Below are 24,481 nucleotides of genomic sequence, written 5' to 3' on the forward strand. Positions count from 1 at the left end.
TCCGTGTCCGTGTCCGTGCGGATCGAAGCAGGTCAGGCCAGCTTCGCCGCGATCCCCTCGACGGCCGCCCGGGCGCGCTCGGCGTCCGCCGCGACCAGCCCGATCCGGGTACGCCGGTGCAGTACGTCCTCCACGTCCAGCGCGCCCTCGTGGGTGAGCGCGTACGCGATCTCGGCTCGGCTGACGTCGATCCCGTCGGCGACCGGCGCCCCGTACCCGGCGCCGAGGTGTTCCTCGCCCACCGCCAGTACCTCGGCGGCCGCCCCGCCGTGCCGGGCCAGCAGCGAGGCCGCCACCTCGCCCTCCGGCACCGGCCGGCTGTCCCGGTGGTTCGGCGCGCCGACGAGCGGCAGCCGGGCCGTCCAGCAGGCGCGGGCGGACAGCTCGCGCAGCCGGACGGCGGTGTCCACGGCGTCCTCGGCCATCCGGCGGTAGGTGGTGAGCTTGCCGCCGACCACGGTGATCACGCCGTTCGGCGACTCCAGCACGGCGTGCCGACGGGAGATGTCGGCGGTGTCGCCGTCGCCGGTGTCGATCAGCGGACGCAGCCCCGCGTACGCGCCGCGCACATCGGCCCTGGTCAGCGCCGTCTCCAGGGCTCCGTTCACGGTGTCGAGCAGGAAGTCGAGCTCGGCCTCGGAGGGCTGCGGCTCGTCCGGGACCGGGCCGGGCGCGTCCTCGTCGGTGAGGCCGATCGCCACCCGGCCGAGCTGCTGCGGCAACGCGAAGACGAACCGGCTGGTGGAGCCGGGCACCGGGACGGTCAGCGCGGCGAGCGGCCGGCCGAGCGCGGCCGCGTCCACCACCAGGTGGGTGCCCCGGCTGGGCCGCAGCCGGATCGACGGGTCCACCTCGCCCGCCCAGACGCCGGTGGCGTTGACGACGGCGCGGGCATCCAGGGAGAACGAGGCCCCGGTGAGGGTGTCGACGAGCCGGGCGCCGGTCCCGGTGACCTCCTCGGCCCGCACCCGGGTGAGCACGGTGGCCCCGTACTGGGCCGCGGTGCGGGCCAGCGCCACCACCAGCCGGGCGTCGTCGACGAGTTGGCCGTCGTGGGCGACCAACGCGCCGGACAGGCCGGTACCGCGCAGGCCCGGCACCAGGGTCCGGGCGCGGTCGGCGCCCACCCGGCGGACCCGGGGCAGCAGTGCGCCCGGGGTGCCGGCGCTCAGCCGCAGCGCGTCGCCCGCGTGGAAGCCGGCCCGGACCAGCGCGGCCTGCCCGGGGCGGAACAACCCGTCCAGCAACGGAACCAGTTGGGGCAGCGGCCGGACCAGGTGCGGGGCGGTGCGGGTCATCAGCACCCCGCGCTCGACGGCGCTCTCCCTGGCCACCCCGATCCGGCCGGAGGCGAGGTAGCGAAGACCGCCGTGGACGAGCTTGGAGCTCCACCGGCTGGTCCCGAAGGCGAGGTCGCGGGACTCGACCAGCACCACGCACAGTCCGCGCGCCGCCGCGTCCAGGGCGACCCCCGCGCCGGTGACGCCGCCGCCGATCACCAGCAGGTCGACCGACGGGCGGTCGGCGAGCGCGTCGAGCTCCAACGCGCGGCGGCGGGCGGTGAGTCGGGCGGTCCCGGCGAAGGGCCCGGCGGTGGTGGTCATCTGCGGCCTCCGAGGCGGTCGGTCTGGTGGCAGTGCGCGGGAGCGGGCGTGCGGGACGTACGGCGTGCGGGAGTTACGGCGTGCAGGGCTTACGGCACGAGGCGGTTGCGGCGCGAGGCGGTTACGGCGCGAGGTAGCCGTCGAGGGCCCGGGCGAGCTCCCGCCGCCAGGCGTCCTCGGGCAGCACCGGCGCCACCATGCGGTGCGACTGGACGGTGGACTGGGCGATCAGCAGCACCATCGCGGCCAGTTCGAGCGGCTCCCCGGCCCGGATCGAACCGTGTCGCTGCCCCTGCTCGATCCCCGACCGCAGCGCCTCCAGCAGCCCGCGCTGGCTGGCGCCCAGGCGGTCGACCACGTACTCGAAGAGCGTGTCCGAGTCGCCGGAGCGCAGCAGCGCGCCCAGCACCGGGTGGTCGCGCAGCCGTACGGCCACCTCGACCACGCCGTCGACGAACGCGACCCGGTCGGTGCCGGTGAGCCGGACGGCGTCCCGGGTGGCGGCGATCTCCCGGGTGAGCAGCGCGCCGATCACGGCCCGGACGTCCGGCCAGCGCCGGTAGACGGTCGGCCGGCTCACCCCGGCACGGCGGGCGATCTCGGCCAACTGGGCTCGACTGACGCCGAGTTGGACGATCAGTTCGGCGGCGGCGTCGAGGATCGCGTCATCGGTGCCACGCTCGGTGGCGCGCTCGGCGCTCGGCTCGGTGGCGCGCTCGGCGCTCGGCTCGTGGGACTCGTTACTACTTGACATGATGTGTAAAACTGTAACGCATGACCCCCGAGAAGCAAGCGGCACCGGCGGCCCCCACCGGTACGGCCACCCTGCCGCTCCCCCCGATGAAGTGGGACGCCTGGGGCGACCCGGCCCTCGCCAAGGAGCTGTCCGCCGACATCAAGGGCCTGCTCGCCGCCGCCCTCGGCGTCACCGGCGACGCCGCCCCCGGGCCCGACGCCTCGGAGGTCGTCCTGCGGCCGTCCGCCCTCACCCCCGACGACCTCGCGGCCCTCGCCGCCGTCGTCGGCGAGGCCCACCTCAGCACCGCCGACGCCGACCGCCTCCCCCGGGCCGGCGGCAAGTCCACCCCCGACCTGCTGCGCCGCCGCTCGCGCGACCCGCAGGACGCGCCCGACGCCGTCGTCCTGCCCGGCGGCGAGGACGAGATCACCGCGCTGCTCGCCGTCTGCACCGAACGCCGGATCGCCGTCGTGCCGTTCGGCGGCGGCACCAGCGTCGTCGGCGGACTCACCCCGGAGCGCGGCGCGTTCGCCGCCGTCGTCTCCCTCGACCTGCGCCGGCTCGACCGACTCCTCGATCTCGACGAGACCTCCGGCGAGGCCCTCCTCGGCGCCGGCCTCACCGGCCCGGACGCCGAGGCCCTGCTCGCCGGGCACGGCTACGAACTCGGCCACTACCCGCAGAGCTTCCGCTTCGCCACCATCGGCGGCTTCGCCGCCACCCGCTCCTCCGGCCAGAACTCGGCCGGCCACGGACGGTTCGACGACATGGTGCGCGGCCTGCGGGTGGTCACCCCGACAGGCGTGCTCGACCTCGGCCGCGCCCCGGCCTCCGCCGCCGGGCCCGACCTGCGCGAGCTGTTCCTCGGCTCCGAGGGCGCCCTCGGCGTGATCACCGCCGTCCGGGTGCGCGTCCACCCCGTGCCCGCTGTCAAGGCGTACGAGGCATGGTCGTTCCCCGACTTCACCACCGGCGCCGCCGCGCTGCGCGCCGTCGAGCAGCAGGGCACCGGCCCGACCGTCATCCGGCTCTCCGACGAGGCCGAGACGATGATCAACCTCGCCATGACCGAGAAGATCGGCGGCGAGGCCGCCGTCAGCGGCTGCCTCGCGGTCACCGTCTTCGAGGGCACCGCCGAGCAGGTCGCCGCCCGCCACCAGCTCACCCGCGCCGCCCTGCTCGCCGCCGGCGGCACCTCGCTCGGCGAGGCCCCCGCCCGGGCCTGGGAGCACGGCCGGTTCAACGCCCCGTACCTGCGCGACTCGCTGCTCGACGCGGGCGCGCTGTGCGAGACCCTGGAGACCGCCGCCGGCTGGCGCGACCTGCACGCGCTGCGGTTCGCCGTCACCACCGCGCTGACCGAGGCCCTGCCCGGCTCGCTCGTGCTCTGCCACATCTCGCACGTCTACCCGACCGGCGCCTCGCTCTACTTCACCGTGGTCGCCGCCCTCGGCGAGGAGCCGCTGGAGCAGTGGGGCGCCGCCAAGCGCGCCGCCTGCGACGCCATCGTCCGCTCCGGCGGCACCATCACCCACCACCACGCCGTCGGCACCGACCACCGCCCCTGGATGGCCGACGAGATCGGCGACCTCGGCGTGCGCATCCTGCGCGCCGTCAAGGCCGAGATCGACCCCGCCGGCATCCTCAACCCGGGCAAGCTGATCCCGTGACCGACCGGAGAACCATCGCCCGCGTCGTTCTCCTCACCAACCCGGCCGCCGCGGCCGGCCACGCCGAACCGGCCGCCCACCGCGCCACCGCCCGCCTGCGCGCCCACGGCATCACCGTGGACCCGCGGGCGGGCGGCTCCGCCGCCGAATCGCTCGCGCTCGCCCGCGAGGCCGTCGCCTCGCCGTCCTGCGACGCCCTGGTCGTCGTCGGCGGCGACGGCATGATCAACCTCGCCCTCCAGGCCGTGGCCGGCACCGACACCCCGCTCGGCCTGATACCCGCCGGCACCGGCAACGACCACGCCCGCGCCCACGGCCTGCCCCGGGACACCCCCGAGGCCGCCGCCGACACCGTCGCCGCCGGCCACGTCCGCACCGTCGACCTCGGCCGGATCACCGCCGCCGACGGCACCACCCGCTGGTTCGGCTCCGTCCTCGCCAGCGGCTTCGACTCCCTCGTCAGCGACCGCACCAACCGACTGCGCTGGCCGCGCGGCCGGATGCGCTACAACCTCGCGATCGCCGTCGAGTTCGCCAACCTCCGCCCGCTGCCGTTCCGGATCACCCTCGCCGACGGCACCGAGATCGACCGTGACCTCACCCTCGCCGCCGTCGGCAACACCAGCAGCTACGGCGGCGGCATGCTGATCTGCCCCGACGCCGACCCGGCCGACGGTCTCCTCGACGTCACCCTCGTCGACGCCATGCCCCGGCGGCGGATCGCCCGCTTCTTCCCCACCCTGCTCAAGGGCACCCACACCGCCCGGCCCGAGGTCACCACCCACCGCACCGCCTCGCTGCGCCTCGACTCCCCCGGCATCACCGCCTACGCGGACGGCGAGTTCATGGCACCGCTGCCGGTCGAGGTCACCGTCGTGCCGGCGGCGCTGCGGCTGCTCGCCCCGGAACCCGGTCCGGATCATTGATCCGAACCTCCCTCGGCTGTCCGCCGAATCAGTAGACTGACCGCTCTCGACTCCGTCCAAAACCAGCCTTGTGGGGGGCACCTGTGGACGTGCACATTTCCGTGATCGGTGGGGAGACCGGTCGGGAGAACGGTTCGGGCACCGCCGCGGAGGCCGAGTCGCTGACGGACTGGCTCCGGGGGGAACCGGGCCTGACCCGGGTCACCCTGACCGGGCGTGCGCCCGCGCCCGGGGAGATGGGCTCGGTGCTGGACGCCGTCACCGTCGCCCTGGGCGCCGGCGGCGCGCTCTCGGTACTCGCCTCCTCCCTGCGCGTCTGGTTCGCCCAGCCCAGGCGCGGCGACGTCCGACTGAAGATCCGTCGGGCCGACGGCGGGACGCTGGAACTCGACGCCAAGCGGGTGCGCGCCGGGGACCTGGAAGACCTCCTGCGGACCGCGCTGGAGGTCCCCGCGCCGGCGGCCCCGGAGGCGTCCGGTCCCGAGCAGGGCTGAGGTGCGTCTCCCGGACCCCCTGCGGTCCCGGATCGTGCTGGTCGGCGCGAGCGCCTACACGGACCCGGACCTGCCGGACCTCCCGGCGGTCCGGGCCACCGTGGCCGACCTGGCGGCCGTGTTCACCGACCCGGACCACGGGGTCGTCCCGGAGGATCACTGCACGGTCCTCCTCGACGACGCCGACCTCGGCCGGGTCGGCCGGAAACTGCGCGAGGCCGCCCGGGCCGCCGAGGACCTGCTGCTGGTCTACTTCACCGGCCACGGACTGGTCGGCGGCCGCCGGCACGACCTCTACCTCGCGCTGCCCGAGAGCGAGTACGGGGACCCGGACTTCACCTCGATCGAGTACGACAAGCTGCGCGGCGCGGTGCTCGACAGCCGCGCCACCACCAAGATCATCGTGCTGGACTGCTGCTTCTCCGGCCGCGCCGTCACCGGCACCATGGCCGGCGTCCCCGGCACGATCAACCGGTTGGAAGTCTCCGGCACCTATGTGCTGACCTCAGCCCAGCGCGACCAGGTCTCCCTCTCCCCGCCCGGCGAGGACCACACCGCCTTCTCCGGACGGCTCATCCGACTGCTGCGCGAGGGCATGGCCGGCGGCCCGGAGTACCTCACCATCGACGACATCTACCATCGCCTCGTCAGCCTGATGGTCGCCGAGGGCCTGCCCGTCCCCCTCAACAGCACCACCGAGAACGCCAACCTGATCGCCCTCGGCCACAACCGGATCTACGCCGACAACGTCGCCCCCGCACTGCGCGAGCGGCAGGTGGCCGCCGAACAACGGGCCCTGGAGGGCGACTGGGCCGGCGCCGCCGCCTCCCTGGGGGACGTCGTGGCCGAGCAGACCCGCCTCCTCGGCGCCGAGCACGAGGACACCCTGCGCTGCCGCCGCGCCCACGCCCACTGCGTCGGCGGCGCCGGCGACCCGACCGAGGCCGCCCGCCTGCTGCGCCCCCTCCCCGCCGCCCACGCCCGCCTGCTCGGCAAGGACCACCCGGAAACCCTGCACACCCGCCAGTTCCTCGCCGTCAACCTCGGCGAGGCCGGCCACCGCGCGGAGGCCATCGCCGTGCTCCGGGTCCTGCTCGCCGACCGCAGCCGCGTCCTCGGCGGCGAACACGAGGACACCCTGCGCACCCGGCACATACTGGCCCGGAACCTCGCGCTGACGGGAGCCGAGGAGGAGGCGACGGCACTGCTGCGGCAACTCGTCGCGGAACGCGACCGGGTGCTGGGCACGCAGCACCCGCACACGGTACGGGCGCGGAAGGACCTGGCGGTACTGGAGAGGGCGTTACAGCATGGGTAAGAAGTTCACCCAGGGAGCCAGGACGGCTCTCCACCTGGCTGATCAAGAGGCATTCCTGCTCGGCTTCCCCATCGTCCACCCGTATCACTTGTTGCTGGGCCTCATGCGGGAGGACCAGGGCGTCGCCGCCCAGGTCCTGCGGCGGCTCGGGTGCTCGCTCAGCGGCCTGCGCCAGCTGCAAAGCGCCTACACCGGATCAGACCGGCCGCTCGATTCCAACGACCTGCCGTACACCGACGCGTCCAAGCGGGTCATCGAAGTTGCCTGGTCCACGGCCGAAGTCATGGGTCTCGACCGCATCGAAACCGAGCACATTCTCCTGGGCCTCATCGGCGACCCGACCGAATCCACCGCCCTGCTCCTGGCCGACTACAACGCCGACCATGCCGTCCTGCATCAGCTGATCCGGGACGTCCGCACCGGACAGCCCCCAGTGGAGATCGATCCGGAACCGGTACCCCCCGGCATTCTCTCCACGGTGACCCGGAACCTCACCCGGGAAGCTGCCGGCCGGCCGACCGTACTCGGGCGACAACCGGACATCGACCGCGTCCTCCAAGTACTCAGCCGACGGGCCCGCAACGTCGCGCTGCTGGTGGGCGATCCCGGAGTGGGCAAGACCAGCGTCGCGGTCGGGCTGGCCCAGGCCGTCGCCGGCGGGGAGGTGCCCGAGCGCTTCCGGGGCCGGAGCGTGCTCCGGCTCGACGTCACCGCGCTGTTCACCGACCCCCGGCACCACGGGCGCTTCACCGAGGTGATGGCCGAACTGGTGGGGGACATCCTCCGGTCGTCGGATCTCGTCCTCTTCCTCGACAACGCCCTCTCCCTCGTCCGCACCCGGGAGGGGCAGGCCGAGGCGCTGGCCTTCTTCCGGCCCGTGTTCGACGTGCCCGGTGTCTCCGTGGTCGCCGCCGCCGGCTCCGCCGACCACCGGCGGTGGGAGCGGGACTCGGGCCTGGACCGGAGGATCCAGCCGGTACCGGTGGCCGAACCGTCGCCGGAGGACGTCCTGGAGATCCTGCGCGGCGCCCGGCAGCGGCTGGTCGACCACCACGATGTCGTCATCACCGACGAGGCGCTGGCAGCGGCCGCCCACCTCGCCCATGGTTACCTCCCCGGCCACGCGCTCCCGGGCGCCGCGATCGACCTGCTGGACGAGGCGAGCGCGCACGTCCGTTCCGTACCGGTGACTCCCGGCACCACGCCGAACGTCACCGAGGACGTGGTGACCCGGACCGCCGGCGCGTCGGCCACCCTCCCGGTCGCTCCCCGCCCACCGGTGCTCTCCCCACCCGTCCCGCACGACCCGACCGTCTGGTCCATGAGCTGAACCGGTACCACCCGGCTCCGGCGCCTCCTGGGCGAACCGCTTCCCCGGAGGGACGTTCCGCACCGACTCTGTCACCCGGCCGAACACTGCCGCCCGTGCAGCGCACGACACACACGATGCGATCGGGTGACTTTTCGAGAATGTGATCCACGAAGAGGGACCCACTGGCCTCCAAAGCCTCTGACCGCCTTGACGAATTGCCCAACCCGACCCAACCCGACCCAACCAGACCCAACCAGACCCAAGCCGACCCGGCGCCAAGGGCCGAGCCTCATCGAGCGGCCCGGCATTCGGGCCCGCCCCGGTAGTACGCCTCGTGGTCCAGGTCCGGTACGGCGGATCCTGGCAGGTCGCGTCGCCGTATGCCGAACGATGCTGCTCGCCGCCGTCCCGCGCACCCGGCTGCCCGCTGCCGGCCGGCCGTCGACACGCCGTTCGGCCGGCTGACCTTCACCACGACCGTCGGGACCAGGAACCTTCCGCCGGAGCCCGACGAGCTGTTCCGGCTGCCGGGTCACCGTCTGCTCGCCCGCCGGGTCACTCCCGAGGCCCGCGTCGAGCTGCTGCTGACCCCGTACGGTCCCGAGCTCGACCCCGGGACCTGGGGGCCGCTGACCGACTGTCGCGCGGCGGCCCGGCGGATCGACGCCCTCGCGCCGCTCGGGCGGGTGCGGTTCGCGGCCGAGCTGCCGGTGCCGCTTCCGGAGGGTGCCGGCTGGCGGCGATCACGGTCGAGGACGACGAGACCCGGCTCACCATCGGGGGCAACGACGAGGAGGCGATCTGCTGGGCCGCCGAGGCGCGGGAGGTGCCCCGGCGGTGGACCGCACTGATCGACGAGCCGCACCGGCCTTCGTCCGGCGCGTGGGGCGTGGACTACTGACCCTCCCCCGGAATGTCCTGGACGCCGCCCCCACTGGAGGCCGGCGACCACTGCGAACTCCCGGTGGTGGCCGCCTGGTCCCCGGCCGCCGACGACAGCGCGAACACCTGGTACGCCGTCGTGCCGTCGCCGACGGTGCTGCTCCGTCAGGTCGCCGCCGATCCGGCGACGCGGGCCGACACCCTCGTCGGAGGCTGAACGCGGCCCGAGCCGCGACGACGACGGCACCGTGGAGGAGCGGTCCTACTCCAGCTCCAGTGCCTCCCAGGCAAAGCCCTCGCCCCAGCCCGGCTCGCCGCGGGCCCAGGCGGCCATGGCGGCGATCACCGGCTCGGGGGCGTCGAGCTTCACCTGGAAATGCCGGTCGGCCCCGCCGTCCCGGTACTCGAAGGCGTACTCGCCCCCGCTCTCGTGCCACACCTGCACGTAGACGTCGGGCTCGTCGGGTATCCGCTCGACCACCAGGAAGCGGTCCCGCCTGCCCCCGATCCGCCGCACCAGCCCGGCCAACGCCTCGGCGTCCGGCCGGGGGTGGCTCCGGTCGTCTTCCGTCCGCACCGTGATCTCCAGCATGAACCGGATCCTGGCACGGACCACTGACAACACGTCCGGCGGGCGGGCGCCCCGCCGGGCCAGCGGGGCGCCCGCCGACACCTCGGCCGTGCACTCCCTGCCGCAACAACCAACCGAAGCAGCATCCGTGGGAAGTCGGACCCGCCGACTTCCCACGCAGCAGAGCCATGGATCCCCGCGAGCGCCCCTCGACCGCGAGGGGCGCGACAGAGGGTGCGTGTCAGCCCTTCGGGGCGGCCGGGGTGGGCAGGGTGCCGGTGAGGAGGGGCCACTCGCGGTGGAAGGCCGGGAGGGGGAGCCGGCCCTCGATCAGCGGGGTGCCGAAGATCCTGAGGTGGGCGAGCAGAGCCCCGGTGAGGTCGATGCCGCCGGTCAGGCTCCAGTCGCCCTGGAGTCGGGGCGTGCCGCCGGGTACGTCGACGGCGAGGGAGCCGTCGGCCCTGACCCGGAGGTAGGGGGCGACGGTGGCCTCGACGCCGACCGCGTCGTAGAGGCCGACGCTGACCTCGGCACCGAGGGTGGCACGGACGGACGCCTTGCCGGTGACAGCGAGGTGGACCGGGGAGACCTTGGTGTCGGGAGCGTCGGCGGTGGAGGTCCAGCCCCGGCCGCCGCCGGTCCAGTCCGCGCGGACCGCCCAGGTGCCGGTGGCCTCCTGTTCGGCCTCGACGTGGACCTGGCCGTCGGCGCCGACCTCCAGGTAGCAGGTGAGGGCGAGGTTGACGACGATCGGCAGCCCGGCGACGTTCAGCACCGGGCTGGCCTGGAGCTTGGCGAAGGGGACCCGGACCGGCGCGGCGGTGGCGCGGGCGAAGTCGCCGGTCACCTTCCAGTGGGCACGGGCGCCGAGGTCGAAGCCGATGGAGGCGGTGCGCGGGGTGCCGGCACCCGCTCCGTGGTAGGCGAAGCGGACGGACGGGTGGAGGGCGAGTTCGCCGGTGGCCTCGGCGGTGGCGCCGCCCGGCAACGGGATCGGGGCCCTGGCGCCGACCTCCAGGGTGCCGGAGGCCCCGGCCGTGGTGGTGCCGTTCTCCTGGCCGACCGTCACCGTGACGTCCTTGACCAGCGGAGTGACCTTGATCGCCTTGGGGTCGACGGGGACCGTGCCGTCGGCCTCGGCGCCGCCGAGCAGTTCGGGCAGGGTGGCCGGGCGGGTGGCGAGGCTCAGGGTGTTGCCGGCGCCGGGACGGACGGCGGTGACGGCGAGGAGCGCGCCCTGCGGGGCGGCGTCGGTGGGCGGGCTGGCGAGCAGGCGCCCGGGCTGGACGGCCTGGGTGAGCGCCTGGAGGGAGGAGGGCGACGGCCCGACGGAGGCGGGGGCCGATGATACGGCGGGGGCCGAGGACGCGGCGGGGGCCGAGGACGCGGCGGGCGCCGAGGACGCGGCGGGCGCCGAGGACGCGGCGGGCGCGGACAGGACGGCGGTGCCGCCGGCCGGGTCGTAGGCGGTGAGCCGGAGGTCGGTGGCCGCCGCCGGGGTGGCCGCCGAGCCGTCGGTGGAGGGGGTGCCGACGGCGACGGTCTGCGCGCCTGGCTGCGCGGCCGCGACCGGCAGCGGGGTGGTGCCCGTCGGCGGTGCGACGGCGGCGGCCGGGGGCGCGGCGGCGGAACCGGCGGCGGCCGGGGTGGCCGCCGCGCCGGCGGGGCGGGCGGCAGCGGCCGCCGAGGTGTGGGCGGTCGGGACGGCTCCGGACGCGGGGGCGGCCGGGTTCGCCGCGTTCGCCGGGTTCCCCGGAGTCGCCGGGCCGGTGGCCGCGACGGGCACGGCGGACGGCGCGTCGACGGCGACCGACACCGTCAGGCCGCCGCCGGAAGCCGGCCCGCAGGCGGCGACGCCGAGGAGGAGCAGGGAAGCGAGGGCAGGCCGGACGGCCGGGACGAGAGGACTCTTCACCGGGGCTCTTTCAGCGGCGTGTTCCACGCGGGCGGCGGCGCACGGACGGTGCGCGTCCGCCCGGGAACGAGGGTGGGTGGTGGCAAGGGGGAACGCGGCACGCACGGCCGCGCGGATCGTCATGTTACTGACGAGAAATCAGGTTGTCGAAGACATGTCCGAAGAGTGAACAGAGGCCCGATCACCCCTCAAGTGCGTTGATTCCAATGGTTGTTAGTACACGTCTTGAGTCCGGCCACCGCCGTTCGGCGGGGGCCCGGCGGTTCGCAATCCACCACTCGGCGGGGCCGCTCCCCCGCCGGTGGACGGGTCCCGCGTCGGGCCTGCGGCATTCCCCACCGGGAATTGTCGGGCCTCCCACCACCTCGCAGGATGGGTGGCGAAGGCGAGCCGCGAGGACCACGGCGGCTGCGCAGGCCACGAAGGCCGCGAAGACCACAAGGGGAACGGGGAGAGCACGATGAGCACGAAGACCAGCACCGACACGGGCAGCACCGGCACCGCACAGCGGATCGCCGACCGCTACGTCGCACTCTGGAACCAGCCCGACCCGGAGCGGCGGCGCCGGGCGATCGAGGAGCTGTGGGCGGCGGACGGCGTCCACCTGCTCCAGCCGCCCGCGGACCTGCGCGAGCGCGCGGCCGAACTCGGCTTCACGGAAACCGTGTTGGAAGCGCGCGGCCACGACGCGCTGGAGCGGCGGGTGACCCGTGCGTACGAAGAGTTCGTGGGCGGCGGCGAGTACGCCTTCCGCGGGCACGGCGAGGCGGTCCGGGTCGGCGACGCCGTCAGGCTCACCTGGGTGATGGTGCGCCCGGGCGAGGACGAGGTGCTCGGCGGCGGGGTCGACCTGCTGGTACTGGACCGGGACGGCCGGATCGCGACCGACTACCAGTTCCCCGGACTCTGATCCCCCGGCTCCCGCTCCGCGTAGGCGCGCAGGGCGGCGGCCGTCGGCTCGTCGACCGGCAGGAATGCCTCCAGTCGCAGTTCGGCGAGCGTGACGTCGACGGCGGTGGCGAAGGTGGTCACCGTCGTCATCAGGTGCAACTCGCCGAACGGGCTGCGCAGATGCAGTGGGACGGCGAAGCCGAGGTGGTCACCGGCGCCCGGCGGCTCGTCCAACGGCGGTACATAGCCGGCCAGTTCATTGTGCAGCTCGGCCAGATGGGCGGTCGCCGCCAGGACGTGCCGGGACCACGCGGGGAAGTTGACGATCCTCGGCGCGAGCCCCGCCGGGTGCAGGGCGAGCCGGTAGGCGTTCGCGCCGGCGCCGAGCAGTTCCGGCGCAGCCCCCTCGGTCAGCAGTCCGAGCGCGGCATTGGCGGCGACGATGCCGCCGCGCCCGTCCACCACCACGGCGGGGTAGGGGAGATGACCCTCCAGGATGTGGCCGAGCGCGGACCGGACGGGGGCCAGCTCGGGCCCGTCGAGCGGGCACTCCGCGTACACGGGGGCGTAACCGGCCGCCAGCAGCAGCTCGTTGCGCTCCCGCAGCGACAGGTCGAGCGACTGGGCGAGCCGGACGACCATGCCGCGCCCCGGCGCCGACCGGCCCGACTCCATGAAACTGAGGTGGCGTTGGGTGGTGCCCGCCCGGCCGGCGAGTTCGAGCTGGCTGAGGCGGCGGCCGGTGCGGCGCTCGCGGAGTGCGCTGGGAAAGTCCACGACAGCCAGTTGTAGCCGGAGCGGGGCCGCCGGGCCATTCCCCGGCGGGAATCAATCGGTCAATTCTCTGGCGGGCCGATCCGGCCGGGGTCGTGTTGGTCGAGTGCCCAATTGCCCGCACGGCACATTGGCCGGACGCCCAACTGCCCGCACGCCATGTTGGTCGGGCACCCAACTGTGCGCGCACCGCGTTGGCCGAGCGCCCAATCCCTCGCGCACCCCACTGGTGCGCCCAGCCCCTCACGCGGCGCATTGGCCGGACGCCCAATTGCCTGCACGGCACATTGGCCCGATGCCCAACTGCGCCCGCACCGCATTGGCCGGACGCCCAACCCCTCGCACACCCCACTGGTCACGCACCCCACTGGTCACGCACCCCACTGGCCACGCACCCCGCTGGTCACGCGCCCAGCCCCTCACGCGGCGCATTGGCCGGACGCCCAATTACCTGCACGGCGCATCGGCCCGATGCCCAACTGCGCCCGCACCGCGTTGGCCGAGCGCCCAACCCCTCGCACACCCCGCTGGTCCCGCACCCCACTGGTCACGCGCCCAGCCCCTCACGCGGCGCATTGATCGGACGGCATTCTGGCGATCGATCGAGTCACTGAGGGCTGTCCCGCAACTGATCGGGAGAGTCGACGAGCCCTCCGCTCAACACCCAGATGGTGGAGTCGACGATCCGTTCGTCCATGGCACGGGGGCAGTTCGTGAGCCCGATGCATCGAGCACGGGTGGCGGCGCTGCTCGCCGACTCGCCACTCACCTCGGAGGCGGTCATCACGGATGCGCGCCATCCTCCGCCCACGGCGAGCAGGCGCTGGCGTTCGACACCATGTGCTCGTGGATCTGCGAGGACGCTCCGCCCGTCACCCGGCAGTACCACGCAAGCCCGGTGGTCATGACTGATGAGCTGGACACGCCGCGTTCGGTCCGGCGCCTTGACGAGCTACTGCTCGACCGACTTCCGTCGCCGCCGGTCCTGGCAGGGGATGATCCCCATCGTGGCTGGTGCGTCAACGGCGTCGGACCTTCGCGGGCAGTCCCCTTCGCCGGGCCGAGCCCGCGACAGCTCGGAGGGTGGATCACCGTATTGCGGCGCGAGGGAGGAACCGCCATCTCAAGGGCGACGGCGTCCACCACGCCACGCCCGGCACCGCCCGGCACCGCTCGGCATCGCTCGGCATCGCTCGGCCGCACGACCCGATCCTCGCCGATGGTGTTCCTGCCTGCGCGAACGTGGGATCCGGCACGTGAGCCCGGGCCCGGCCCCCTGGTCGTTGGCGTACCGCCAGTGGCGGGCTTCGGCCGGGCACGGGGTCCGGCTGCTTCGCGGCGCCTCCGCGCACGGCCGAGCGGATGGCGTTTCCCACTCCCGCGGGACGTCTGCATTGCGCTGATGACAGCCGATCATTTCACCTGGTGGTCCGATCCCGTGGAAGCGATCCAGCGGCCTTCCGACCCGAGCACGAGAAATCGCTCGCGAGGCTCATCCGAAATCTCCGCCAAAATCTTGAACACGCCGGCCCACCCACCGTCCGCACGGTATCGCCCCCGATCGACGCAATGCCAATCCGCCGTCCGACAAAACATGGAAATGAATTACCACACCCACGAAGGGAAAACATCCCCAATGGTAGGATTCACCAATAACTGACACACGAAAGGCATGAGCCAGTGATCTTGAGAGTCTCCCATCCGTCCCGCCCGGCATACACCCCCAGCGGAACCGTTGAGCTCGCGGAGGCTGTCGACATTGCCATCAAGTCCCTGGAGCCGCGCCGGAACTTCGACGATGGCACCTTCTTCCCTGGCAGCATGGCCTCGTTCGCCTTCTTCGCCGAAAGGGAGAACGTCGCCGACTGCCGGCTCTACCTGTCCGCAAATCAGTCCCTCGGGTACGGCGCCATCGTCTGGGAGGTCGACGGAAACAGTGAACGATGCCGCAGCGGCGGGATCTACACCTCCACGTGGATCTCGGACAATCCGACCCCACCCGATTTCGACCCGAAGCTGGTCGCGGACACCGGATATCCCCGCTACCACGCCCCGGAAAGCGCCCTTCCCCTCGAAATGATCCGCAGCGCCGTCCTGGAATTCTGTGAATCTCCGACCGGCGAGCGACCTTCCTGCATCCAATGGACCGAAGGATTCTCCGACGGCCAGCGGTTCGACCAGGGCGCACTCGACGAGGAAGAGCTCAGTGACGGACTCCCGGGATGGCTGGTAGAGATTCAGCGCATGAAGGACGAGGGCATCATCTGAGCCGAAGCCGGGCACCAACCCCTCACGCGACGTGTTGGTCAGGCGACCAACACCTCCACCGCACTGTTGGTCGGACACCCAACCGCTCAGACACCCCGCTGCGCCGTCACCGTGCCGTCGGCGATCGCCGCCAGCAGCTCGGCGTGGTCGGCGACGGTCCGGTCGACGTACCGGACCGAGAAGTCGGCGACGGCCTCGGCGAACACGTCCGAGCGGCCCAGGTAGCCGGCGACGGCGATCCGGTCGCCGGAGCGGGCGTGCGCGCGGGCGAGGGTGCGGCCGCAGAGGTCGGCGTACCGGCGCAGGTCGGCGGGCGACATCCGGGCGACGTCCGCCGAGCCCTTCATGTCGCGCAACTGGCGCCCGTAGAAGTGACGTCCGGCCCGGCCCGTGGTCCAGCCGAGGAAGATGTCGCTCGCCGCCTGCATCAGGTGCTGGCCGGTGACGACGCGGCGGCCGCCGTGGGCCACCGGGGCCTCGGCGGACGGGCGGGACACCGGCAGGTGCTCCTCCAGCACGGACCGCCCGGCCTCCTTGAGCTGCAGGAACAGCGGGTCGTTCGCGTCCCGGCCGGACAGCAGCAGGATGAAGCAGCGGGTGCCGACACTGCCGACGCCGACCACCTTGCGGGCGACGTCCACCAGTTGGAACCGGTCCAGCAGGACCCGGCGGTCCTCGGCGAGGGTGGCGCGGTAGTCGCCGTAGATCTTGCCGACCTGGCGCAGCTCGTCCTCCGGCACCGGCTCCAGCAGTGGCGGGTCGTTGATGATCCGCCGCCGCCCGTCCTCACCCTTCTCGGTGAGCTTGCCGAGGGCCTGCAGGCTGGTGCGGTGGCGGGCCTTGTCGAGGTTGGCCTCCAGCCGCTTGCGGCGGCCGCTCTTGCCGACCAGCGGCAGGATGTCCTCGGCGTCGAGCCGGGCGTACCAGACGTCGAGTTCCCCCAGCCCGGCGAGGCTGCGCACGGCGGTGGCGTAGCCCTGCGCCGCGGTCAGCGCGGCCCGGCGGACCTGCTCCTTGCCATGGCCGTTGTCGCGGGCGGCGACGGCCACACTGGCGGCGAGGCGCTTGACGTCCCACTCGAACGGGCCCGGGTAGGTCTCGTCGAAGTCGTTGACGTCGAAGAGCAGGGCACGCTCGGGCGAGGCGTACACGCCGAAGTTCAACAGGTGCGCGTCACCGCAGAGTTGGACGGTGATCCCGGTGTCGGGGACGGCCGCCAGGTCGGCGGCCATGACGGCGGCGGAGCCGCGCAGGAAGGCGAACGGCGACTCGGCCATCCGCCCGTAGCGGATCGGTACCAGGTCGGCGAGCCGGTCCTCGGCCTGCCGGGCCAGGACGGCCAGCGGGTCGGGGCGGTCGGCGGCGGGGATCCAGGGGCCGTGGGCGGAACGCGGGACGCGGTCGCGGGCGGCCCGGCCGCGCCGTCGGCGTTCGGTCGGACTGGTCATGCGCGGCTCCTCGGTGCGTCCGTCCTGCGGTTACGTCGCGGGTCCGTCGTACTGCCGCACCGTCGCGGTGCGCGGACCGGCGGACGGGGCGGGGCCCGGACGGTCCGGCGCTCCCGCAACCCTCCCCGCGACGCTAGATCACGCCCGGCCACGCGGCATGTCGGGACCGGACGGCCCGCGCCGGGAGCGGGGCGCGGACCGGGGGGACGGGCGCCGCCGCCCCCGTCCCGTCCGCACGCCCTCGCTCCGCCGAACGGGTAGGACGGCGGGCGCCGGACCGCACCGCACAGGCACAAGCCCCCGCACAGGCACCCGCACAAGCACCGGCACCGGCACCGGCACCGGCACCGGTCACTCGACCACGAAGTCCGCCATCATCGCCATGTCCTCGTGCTCCAGGTTGTGGCAGTGCAGCATGTACGCCCCCGGGTAGTCGAGGAACCGCACCAGCACCTCCACCGCCTCGGCCGGCCGCAGGTCAACGGTGTCCTTCCACCCCGCGTCGTACGGGCCCGGGTCCTTGCCGTTGCGGGACAGCACCTGGAAGGCGTCCAGATGCACGTGGACGGGGTGGTGGACGTCCGAGAAGAACCGCCAGATCTCGGTGGAGCCGAGCGCCGGCCGGGCGAGCGCGCGGCCCGGCTCGTAGGGCTGGTTGTTGATCGTCCAGCCCGCGTTGCGGCTGCGCCGGAAGCCGAAGACCCGGGTGGTGACGGCCGCCGCCGGGTCGAGCCGTTCCAGGGTGCAGAGGCGCTCGGGGACGGCCGAGTCGTCGCGCACCGGCCGCGAGGAGACGTCGAAGCACATGACCTCCTCCGTCCGCCCGCTGCCGAACCGGTTCATCAGCCGCACCCGGGTGCCGGGCGGGTAGCGGGAGAAGTCGACCACCAGGTCGAAGCGCTCGGCCGGCGCGATCTCGACCGCGTCGTGCGCGACCGGCCGCTCCAGCAGGCCGCCGTCGCCGCCGATCTGGACCAGGGCGCCGCCGCCGGACGGCTGCGGGTCGAGTTCGAGCCGGTAGAGGCGCGTGTTGGAGGCGTTGAGCACGCGCAGCCGGTAGCGGGCCCGGTCCACCGCGGTTCGCGGCCAGGGGGCGCCGTTGACCAGGACGACGTCGCCGAGGACGCCGTTCATGTAGTCGTCGGTGACGCCGGGCACGGCGAGGGTCGCGTCGGCGGCCGGATAGGCGAAGGAGCCGTCGGCGGCGAAGGACCGGTCGGCGAGCATCAGCGGGAGCTCGCGCTCGCCGCGCGGCAGCGGCAGGGCCTCCTCCTCGTCGTCGCGGACCAGGTGGAAGCCCGCCAGGCCGCGCCAGACGCCGGGGCCGGTGAAGCCCATCCGGTGGTCGTGGTACCAGAGGGTGGCGGCGCGCTGGCGGCACGGGTAGGCGTAGGGGCGCTCGCCGGTGACGGTCCGGGAGGGCGCCGCCGTACTGGTCGTCCCGGCCATCCCCGCCATCCCCGCCATCCCGGCCATCGGGTGGTCGGTGTGGGCGGCCCAGGTGGAGCGGTCGGCGGACGAGCCGACCGGGAGCAGCAGGTCCACCGGGTAGCCGTCGCTGTCCGCCGGGGTGTGGCCGCCGTGGAGGTGGACCACCGACGGCACCGGCAGTTCGTTGCGGTGCCGCACCACCATCTCCCGGCCGGAGCGGGCCACCAGGGTCGGGCCGGGGAAGGTCCCGCCGTACGTCCAGGCTTCGGTGCGCAGGCCGGGCAGGATCTCCAGCCGGGCGACCTGCTGGGTGATCTCGTAGTGGTCCGAGGTGGCGTCGGAGCGGACGGGGGCGAGGACCGCGGGGACGGGCAGCGGCACCTGGAACGCCGCCGGCAACGGGACCTCGCTGCTCAGCAGCCGGCCCGGCCGGGCCTCGGCCAGCAGCCGGGCGGTCGCCGGACCGGCGAAGGCCCCGACGGCGCCCGCGCCGAGCACGGCCGCACCGGCGCCGAGGAACCGGCGGCGGTTCACGGCGCCACCTCCACCGCGTCGGCCCCCGCGCCGGTGGGCCGGGGCAGCCGGCCGGAGCCACCGTCGCCCTCGCCGGTGCCGGTGCCGGGTTCGGCGGCCGGTCCGGTGGCCGTTTCCGGCCCGGCGCCGGTCGTCGCGGACACGGCGTCCGACGTCGTCCCCGACGACGGCGACAGCGACGACGTCACAGGCAGCCGCCAGGCCCCGACCAGACCGAACAGCAGCCCGCTGACCAGCAGCACGCCCAGGGTGACGTGCACACCGACCGCCCGCTCGTAGCCGGCCCCGGTCTGCGCCCCGGACGCGGCCAGCAGCAGCGCGGTGGCGCCGAGCGGCCACCACGGCCCGCGCGCGCCGCCCGCTCCCCCGCCCCGGCGGACCAGCGCGGCCACCGGCAACTGGGCGACCAGCAGAGCGCCCAGGGCCATCGCGGCCAGCTCGTGCGCCCGGAGTGCCTCGTAGTGGCCGTTCAGGAAGCTACCGGCCAGCACCGTCTGGGTCAGTCCCAGCGCGGCCGACACGGTCGCGGTCACTCGCAGCAGCAGGCGCGGCAGGCGGCCCCCCGGAGGAACCGCCCGGGACGGGGCCGCCGGGCCCGACCGGGGCGGCGACGACAGGCGGGGCGTGCGGGCCACGGGGGGACTGCTCAACGGTCGGCCTTCTCTCTGCCGGGCACCGCGCCGGAGCGGGAGCGGGCAGGCCGGGACGACGGGCATGCCGGACGCGCTCGGCGCGGGGTGGGTGGGTGTGACGTGGCGCCACGGGCGCGCGCCGCCTGGACGGACGCGGCCGTGAACGTCACTGATCACACATCACTATCGGTGCGGATCAACACCTTTGCGGCCGCCGACCGCTCCCGCGCGGCGGTTCGGCGCGGCTTTGTCACCCGAACGGACGGTGTGCCGCCCCCGCGCCGACCTCAGCCCCGAGCCCCTTCCACGCTCCCGCGCGCCCCCGCGCGGGCGGGGCCGCTCACGCGGGGGCGCGGGCGCTCGCGCGGGCGCGGGCGGAGCGGACACCCGGCCAGGCGGAGCGCCACCGCCCCGCCCGCGTGCGGCCCCGGCGTCCGGCCCCGCGCACGCGAAGGGCCCCGGTCCGCCGGCGACACCCCCGTCGCCCTCCGGTGGACCGGAGCCCTTCACCCGCGCCGCACCACGGCGCACCGCACCACGGCGCGCCGCTACTGCTTGCCGCCGCCCATCGCGATCGGGCGGGACCGCAGCAGCGCCCTGGCCGGCAGGGCCGTCGCGGCGAGGCAGAGCGCCACCGCCCCGGCCGCCAGCGGCAGTGCCGTCCCCGTCGGCACGTACGGCGCGGCGCCGGTCAGACCCCGGGTGATCGGCACCAGGGTGACCCAGGCGATCACCGCGCCGACCCCCAGACCGGTCACGGCCACCAGCAGCGCCTCCCAGCGCATCATGTGCCGCACCTGCCCCCGGGTGGTCCCGGCCAGCCGGAGCAGCGCCACCTCGCGCCGCCGGTCCAGCACCGTCATCACCAGGGTGTTCGCGGCCGTGACCGCGGCGAACCCACCGAGCACCCCGGCCATCACCGCGTTCGCCCAGGCGCCCAACTCCTGGTCCTTGTCCGCCTGCGCCGCGAAACCCGCCCGATCGGTGACGGTCAGCCCCGGCACGCCGAGCCCCGCCAGCCCCCGGGCGACCGCCGCCCGGTCCGCGCCGGGCGCGTCCGCGACCAGCACCTGCTGGTCGAACGCCGCCGTGACGTGCTCCACGACCGCCGCCCTCGGCAGCAGCACGTGGCCGAAACCGAGCCCCCGTCCGTACGTGGCGACCACCAGCGACTCGGTCTCCGTCCCGTCGCCGAGCCAGAGCCGCACCCGCTCGCCCACCCCGGTGCCCAGGGCCGAGGCCAGCGTGGCGTCCAGCGCCACGGTGTCCGGGGAGCGGCCCAGATCCGCCAGCGAACCGGTGCGGACGTCGAGATCGAGCACCCGGGGCAACCGGGACGGGTCTCCGGTGACGCCCAGCGCGGTGACCGAGTCCAGCGAGTTGCCCTCGCGGTACAGGACGCCGGTGCGCAGCACACCGACGGCCGCCTCAACGCCGGGCACCCCGGCCGCCCGCTCGACGACCCCGGGGGTGCCGGCGGCACCGGCGGCCCCCGGCACGGCGGCCGGCAGTCCGGCGCCGGTGGAGCCGAGCACGTGATCGGCGGTGAGACCGGCCCGCACCTGCTCGACGCTCTCGTGCCGGACGGTGCTCTGCATGAACAGCAGGGTGCCGCAGAAGGCGGTGACCATCGCGATCGGCGTGATCGCCGAGGCCAGCCGGCGGGAGTTGGCACGGGTGTTGTCGGCCGCCAGCGAGCCGGGCGCGCCGCCCGCCCGCAGCGGCACCCCGAGCAGTCCGGCCGCGGCCCGGGCCACCCAGGGCCCGAGCAGGGCAACCGCCGTCAGGAAGCACATCACCACGCCCAGCGCGGTGTTGGCGGCGTCGGTGCCGTTCAGCCCGGCGGCGATCCCGGCGAGCACGATGCCGCCGGCGGTGAAGAGCAGGCCCACGCCGGTGCGGATCCACCCCGGCCGGGACGGCTCGACGGCGGCCGCGCCCAGCGCCTGGGCGGCCCGCATCCGGGCCGGGCGGCGGGCCGCGAAGAACCCGGCGCCGAGGGCCGCGAGCGTGCACAGCGCCACCGCCACCAGCATCGGCAGCGGCCCGACGGACAGTTCGACCGCCTCGGGCACGGCTCCACGCTCGACCATCCCGTCGAACCACCAGCGGGCCAGTCCCAGGCCGGGCAGGATCCCGCCCGCGGCGGCGATCGGCGCGACCAGCATCGCCTCGGTGGCGATGGTGCGGCGGATCTGCCGGGGCGTGGCGCCGACGGCGCGCAGCAGCGCGAACTCGCGGGCGCGCTGGCCGGTGGCGAGGGCGACGGTGGAGACCACCACGAACACGGCGGTCATGGTGGCGGTGCCGCCGAAGGAGCCGCCGATCCCGGCCAGCGCCTCCCGGGCCCCGGTCAGCGCCGGCTGCTCGACGGTGCCCCGGTCCCGGCCGGTCCGCACCTCGGCGGCGCCGCCCACGGCCTTGCCGACCTGCGCGGCGAGAGCGTCGGCGGTCACCCCCTCGCGCGGCTGGACGGCGATCGCGTCCACCCGGCCGGGGTGGCCGGAGAGCCGGTCGGCCTGCTGGTCGGCGAACCAGGCCGTGGGCCCGGCCGACTGCGGGGCGGCCAGGCCGGAGATCCGGTAGCCGCCACCGCCGCCCGGCGCGGTGAGCTGCACGGTGGCGCCGGGGGCGAGCCGCGCGGCGCGCGCGGTGTCGGCGTCGAGCACGACCTCGCCGGCGCCGGGGGCGCGGCCCTCGATCAGGCGGTCCTGCGGGCCCGCGATGCCGAGCGCGGCAAAGCCCCGGCCGGTGAGCGGGCCGGTCTGTGCGGCCGGTCCGGTCTGCTGGCCCTGCTGGCCCTGCGTGTTCTGCGTGTTCTCTCCGCTCTGGACCGGGAACGCGGTGTCCGGGCGGGCGGCCGCCACCCCCGGCAGGGCGGCGATCCGGGCGGTCAGCGCCGCGTCCACCCGAGCCCGGTCGGGGACGGGCTGCTCGTCGTTGTCGGTGTCGTCCCCCTCCCGGAAGGTGATGCCGACGGTCGGGTCGGCCGCCACCACGACCGGGGCCTCCGCGTACCGGACGGCCGGCACCGAGGCCGTGATGCCGGTCTGCAGCAGCGTGCCGCAGGCCGTGACCACGGCTGCGGCGAACAGCAGCGCGACGAAGGTCCCGACGAAGGAGGCGGGACGGAAGCGCACCGAGGCGCGGGCGAGTCCGTTGCTCATGCCGCCGCCCCCAGCGGGCGGGTGGTCAGCGACACCATCCGGTCGGCGACGGTCTTCGGGTCCGGCCGGTACAGCTCGTCGGCGAGCGCGCCGTCGGCCAGGAAGACCACCCGGTCCGCGAACGAGGCCGCCACCGGGTCGTGGGTCACCATGACCACGGTCGCGTCCATGCCGTCCACCGCGTCCCGCAGCAGGCCCAGCACCTCGTGCGCGGTGCGGGTGTCCAGCGCGCCGGTCGGCTCGTCCGCGAACAGCACGTCCGGGACGGTGATCAGCGCCCGGGCGATCGCCACCCGCTGCTGCTGGCCGCCGGACAGTTGCCCCGGCCGCCGCCCCGCGTGCTCGCCGAGGCCGACCCGGGCGAGCAACTCCCTTGCCCGGGAACGGTCCTGGCGCTCACCGGCGAGACGCAGCGGGAGCAGCACGTTCTGCAGCACCGTCAGCGAGGGCAGCAGGTTGAAGGACTGGAAGACGAACCCGATCCGGCCGCGGCGCAGCTTGGTCAGCCGGTCCTCGCTCAGCCGGGTGATCTCCTCGCCGCCCAGGTGGACCTCGCCTGCGGTCGGGCGGTCCAGGCCGGCCGCGCACTGCAGGAAGGTGCTCTTGCCGGAGCCGGACGGTCCCATCACGGCGGTGAACGTGCCCCGACCGAGCGCCAGGTCGATGCCGCGCAGCGCGTGGACCGCCTCAGCACCACGGCCGTAGCTGCGCCGGACACCGCGCAGCTCGATCGCGGCGTGCGCGGCGGGCGCGGCGTTCCCGAAGGACGCGGTGCTCCCGAGGGACGCGGCGGGGTGGCCGGTCGGCTCGGGCCGGGGGCGGGAACGGCGGGGTGACATGGTGGGCCTTCCTTCGTGGATCGTCGCCGGTGGTCGACGTGTTCCAGGCTAGGAAGGCGGGGTGCGGCAAACCATGGAGTCCGCTGGCGGACGCGGGGTGGGGTTATCCCCCCGGGCCGCCCGGGGGTGCGGCCCGGGGGGGGTGCGGCCGAGTGCCGGGCCCCGGGCCGCCGGGACCGTGCCGGGGCTGCCCCGGGTGGCCCGGCGCGGGTCGCTCCGACGGTGGGTCAGATCTCCTCCTCCGGCACACCCTCGTAGGCGGCGCGCAACTCGGCGACCGCCGGGTGGTCCGGGTCGAAGGAGGTGCCGTCGATCCCCGCGATCGGGCGGACGCCGACGCCCGCGTTGACGGCGACGGCGGCGAAGAAGCGGTCCAGGCCGTCCGGGGTGAGCGGCTCGCGGCGCTGCGGCCCCGGGTGGGCGCGGGCCAGCAGGGCGGCGGTGACGCCGGGCAGCGCGGCGTCGGTGTCCGGCCAGACCAGCGTGCGGCCGTCGTGCAGGGCGAGGTTCCAGGTGGCGCCCTCGGCGAGGCGGCCGACGTCGTCCAGCAGCAGAGCGTCGTCGTAGCCGTCGAGTTGGGCGAGGCGTCGCTGATGGAGCAGGCCGAACAGACCCACGTGCTTCACCCCCGGAAGCTCGCGCCGGTACCCGGTGGTGCGGACCCGCAGCGGGCCCGGCGCGGCGACGGGCGCGGGGCGGGTGGAGACCAGCAGGTGGGGCGTGGCGGGGGCGGCCGGGCGCTCCAGGCCGAGCGCCGGATCGAACACGGTCACCCGGGCGATCACCGGCGCGCCGTCGGCGGGCAGGACCCGGCGGATCCGGTCCCGGACCTCGGCCGGGTCCAGTTCGGCACCGAAGAGGGTGCGGCAGTCGCGGGCCAGGCGGTCCAGGTGGAGCGCGAGACCGCGGGCACGGCCGGACTCGGCGCGCAGGGTGGTGAAGTGGCCGTAGTTGAGCAGGCCCAGGGCCGCCAGCCGGGCGGGGTCGGCGGGGCCGCCGTCGATCTCGATCTCTGCCATGGCGTCGAGTCTCGCAGGGCCGGGGCCCCGCCTCCCGGCGGCCGGAG

Annotated in this window: 19 protein-coding genes; 8 read left to right on the forward strand and 11 right to left on the reverse strand. The window is 74.8% G+C overall.

The features are described 5' to 3' along the window. Positions 1 to 32: 32 nt before the first annotated feature. Complete coding sequence (locus tag ACIQ9P_RS29105) at positions 33 to 1,604, reverse strand: glycerol-3-phosphate dehydrogenase/oxidase (RefSeq protein WP_402362419.1); 1,572 nt, start codon at positions 1,602 to 1,604, stop codon at positions 33 to 35. Between the two features lie 121 nt (positions 1,605 to 1,725). After that, complete coding sequence (locus ACIQ9P_RS29110) at positions 1,726 to 2,358, reverse strand: TetR/AcrR family transcriptional regulator (protein WP_402362422.1); 633 nt, start codon at positions 2,356 to 2,358, stop codon at positions 1,726 to 1,728. A gap of 86 nt (positions 2,359 to 2,444) precedes the next feature. Between ACIQ9P_RS29110 and ACIQ9P_RS29115 the strand changes: the two genes are divergently transcribed. The 6 genes from ACIQ9P_RS29115 (at position 2,445) to ACIQ9P_RS29140 (ending at position 9,162) form a co-directional block, all read left to right on the forward strand. Continuing rightward, positions 2,445 to 4,013 carry an FAD-binding oxidoreductase gene (locus ACIQ9P_RS29115; protein WP_402362553.1) on the forward strand — a complete coding sequence of 523 codons (1,569 nt, stop codon included), beginning with the start codon at positions 2,445 to 2,447 and terminating at the stop codon, positions 4,011 to 4,013. Beyond that, positions 4,010 to 4,939 carry a diacylglycerol kinase gene (locus tag ACIQ9P_RS29120; RefSeq protein WP_402362425.1) on the forward strand — a complete coding sequence of 310 codons (930 nt, stop codon included), beginning with the start codon at positions 4,010 to 4,012 and terminating at the stop codon, positions 4,937 to 4,939. The genes ACIQ9P_RS29115 and ACIQ9P_RS29120 overlap by 4 nt, the downstream gene beginning before the upstream one ends. 89 nt (positions 4,940 to 5,028) lie before the next feature. After that, positions 5,029 to 5,433, forward strand: a complete 405-nt coding sequence (locus ACIQ9P_RS29125) for a hypothetical protein (RefSeq protein WP_402362428.1) — start codon at positions 5,029 to 5,031, stop codon at positions 5,431 to 5,433. Position 5,434: 1 nt separating this feature from the next. Further along, positions 5,435 to 6,751, forward strand: coding sequence for a tetratricopeptide repeat protein (locus ACIQ9P_RS29130; protein WP_402362430.1), 1,317 nt, complete (start codon positions 5,435 to 5,437; stop codon positions 6,749 to 6,751). After that, a complete protein-coding gene (locus tag ACIQ9P_RS29135; protein ID WP_402362433.1) occupies positions 6,744 to 8,081 on the forward strand; it encodes a Clp protease N-terminal domain-containing protein in 1,338 nt (445 codons plus the stop codon). Before ACIQ9P_RS29130 ends, ACIQ9P_RS29135 begins: the two co-directional genes overlap by 8 nt. A gap of 895 nt (positions 8,082 to 8,976) precedes the next feature. After that, positions 8,977 to 9,162, forward strand: coding sequence for a hypothetical protein (locus ACIQ9P_RS29140; RefSeq protein WP_402362436.1), 186 nt, complete (start codon positions 8,977 to 8,979; stop codon positions 9,160 to 9,162). Positions 9,163 to 9,207: 45 nt separating this feature from the next. On the opposite strand, the gene ACIQ9P_RS29145 is transcribed toward ACIQ9P_RS29140, so the two are convergent. Then, complete coding sequence (locus ACIQ9P_RS29145; RefSeq protein ID WP_402362439.1) at positions 9,208 to 9,537, reverse strand: hypothetical protein; 330 nt, start codon at positions 9,535 to 9,537, stop codon at positions 9,208 to 9,210. A 220-nt stretch (positions 9,538 to 9,757) separates the two neighbouring features. Next, positions 9,758 to 11,431 (reverse strand): hypothetical protein, encoded by a 1,674-nt coding sequence (locus tag ACIQ9P_RS29150; protein WP_402362442.1) that lies wholly within the window; start codon positions 11,429 to 11,431, stop codon positions 9,758 to 9,760. A 460-nt stretch (positions 11,432 to 11,891) separates the two neighbouring features. Between ACIQ9P_RS29150 and ACIQ9P_RS29155 the strand changes: the two genes are divergently transcribed. Next, positions 11,892 to 12,341, forward strand: a complete 450-nt coding sequence (locus tag ACIQ9P_RS29155; protein ID WP_402362445.1) for a hypothetical protein — start codon at positions 11,892 to 11,894, stop codon at positions 12,339 to 12,341. Here ACIQ9P_RS29155 and ACIQ9P_RS29160 read toward each other — a convergent pair. Continuing rightward, positions 12,320 to 13,099 (reverse strand): helix-turn-helix domain-containing protein, encoded by a 780-nt coding sequence (locus tag ACIQ9P_RS29160; RefSeq protein ID WP_402362448.1) that lies wholly within the window; start codon positions 13,097 to 13,099, stop codon positions 12,320 to 12,322. The genes ACIQ9P_RS29155 and ACIQ9P_RS29160 overlap by 22 nt on opposite strands. A 1,677-nt stretch (positions 13,100 to 14,776) precedes the next feature. Here ACIQ9P_RS29160 and ACIQ9P_RS29165 point away from each other — a divergent pair. Then, complete coding sequence (locus ACIQ9P_RS29165; protein ID WP_402362451.1) at positions 14,777 to 15,364, forward strand: Imm1 family immunity protein; 588 nt, start codon at positions 14,777 to 14,779, stop codon at positions 15,362 to 15,364. Positions 15,365 to 15,450: 86 nt separating this feature from the next. Here the strand turns inward: ACIQ9P_RS29165 and ACIQ9P_RS29170 are convergent, their stop codons facing one another. The 6 genes from ACIQ9P_RS29170 to ACIQ9P_RS29195 all read right to left on the reverse strand — a co-directional run bounded on the left by ACIQ9P_RS29170 (position 15,451) and on the right by ACIQ9P_RS29195 (position 24,434). Continuing rightward, complete coding sequence (locus ACIQ9P_RS29170; protein WP_402362454.1) at positions 15,451 to 16,812, reverse strand: DUF2252 domain-containing protein; 1,362 nt, start codon at positions 16,810 to 16,812, stop codon at positions 15,451 to 15,453. A 351-nt stretch (positions 16,813 to 17,163) separates the two neighbouring features. Continuing rightward, entirely contained in the window at positions 17,164 to 18,777 is a 1,614-nt protein-coding gene (locus ACIQ9P_RS29175) for a multicopper oxidase family protein (RefSeq protein WP_402362457.1), read from the reverse strand. Further along, complete coding sequence (locus ACIQ9P_RS29180; protein WP_402362460.1) at positions 18,774 to 19,310, reverse strand: hypothetical protein; 537 nt, start codon at positions 19,308 to 19,310, stop codon at positions 18,774 to 18,776. Before ACIQ9P_RS29180 ends, ACIQ9P_RS29175 begins: the two co-directional genes overlap by 4 nt. 647 nt (positions 19,311 to 19,957) lie before the next feature. After that, positions 19,958 to 22,576, reverse strand: coding sequence for an FtsX-like permease family protein (locus ACIQ9P_RS29185; protein WP_402362463.1), 2,619 nt, complete (start codon positions 22,574 to 22,576; stop codon positions 19,958 to 19,960). Continuing rightward, positions 22,573 to 23,415, reverse strand: coding sequence for an ABC transporter ATP-binding protein (locus ACIQ9P_RS29190; protein WP_402362466.1), 843 nt, complete (start codon positions 23,413 to 23,415; stop codon positions 22,573 to 22,575). Before ACIQ9P_RS29190 ends, ACIQ9P_RS29185 begins: the two co-directional genes overlap by 4 nt. Before the next feature lie 227 nt (positions 23,416 to 23,642). Beyond that, a complete protein-coding gene (locus ACIQ9P_RS29195) occupies positions 23,643 to 24,434 on the reverse strand; it encodes an aminotransferase class IV (RefSeq protein ID WP_402362468.1) in 792 nt (263 codons plus the stop codon). Between the last annotated feature and the right edge of the window lie 47 nt (positions 24,435 to 24,481).

Origin of the sequence: Kitasatospora sp. NPDC094019, from assembly GCF_044764505.1 — a bacterium.
Classification (GTDB): Bacteria; Actinomycetota; Actinomycetes; order Streptomycetales; family Streptomycetaceae; genus Kitasatospora.

Coding starts and splice junctions, on each gene's coding strand:
- ACIQ9P_RS29135 (WP_402362433.1), top strand. CDS start 6,744: ATGGGTAAGAAGTTCACCCAGGGAGCCAGGACGGCTCTCCACCTGGCT.
- ACIQ9P_RS29115 (WP_402362553.1), top strand. CDS start 2,445: ATGAAGTGGGACGCCTGGGGCGACCCGGCCCTCGCCAAGGAGCTGTCC.
- ACIQ9P_RS29190 (WP_402362466.1), bottom strand. CDS start 23,415: ATGTCACCCCGCCGTTCCCGCCCCCGGCCCGAGCCGACCGGCCACCCC.
- ACIQ9P_RS29185 (WP_402362463.1), bottom strand. CDS start 22,576: ATGAGCAACGGACTCGCCCGCGCCTCGGTGCGCTTCCGTCCCGCCTCC.
- ACIQ9P_RS29195 (WP_402362468.1), bottom strand. CDS start 24,434: ATGGCAGAGATCGAGATCGACGGCGGCCCCGCCGACCCCGCCCGGCTG.
- ACIQ9P_RS29110 (WP_402362422.1), bottom strand. CDS start 2,358: ATGTCAAGTAGTAACGAGTCCCACGAGCCGAGCGCCGAGCGCGCCACC.
- ACIQ9P_RS29145 (WP_402362439.1), bottom strand. CDS start 9,537: ATGCTGGAGATCACGGTGCGGACGGAAGACGACCGGAGCCACCCCCGG.
- ACIQ9P_RS29155 (WP_402362445.1), top strand. CDS start 11,892: ATGAGCACGAAGACCAGCACCGACACGGGCAGCACCGGCACCGCACAG.
- ACIQ9P_RS29105 (WP_402362419.1), bottom strand. CDS start 1,604: ATGACCACCACCGCCGGGCCCTTCGCCGGGACCGCCCGACTCACCGCC.
- ACIQ9P_RS29140 (WP_402362436.1), top strand. CDS start 8,977: ATGTCCTGGACGCCGCCCCCACTGGAGGCCGGCGACCACTGCGAACTC.
- ACIQ9P_RS29170 (WP_402362454.1), bottom strand. CDS start 16,812: ATGACCAGTCCGACCGAACGCCGACGGCGCGGCCGGGCCGCCCGCGAC.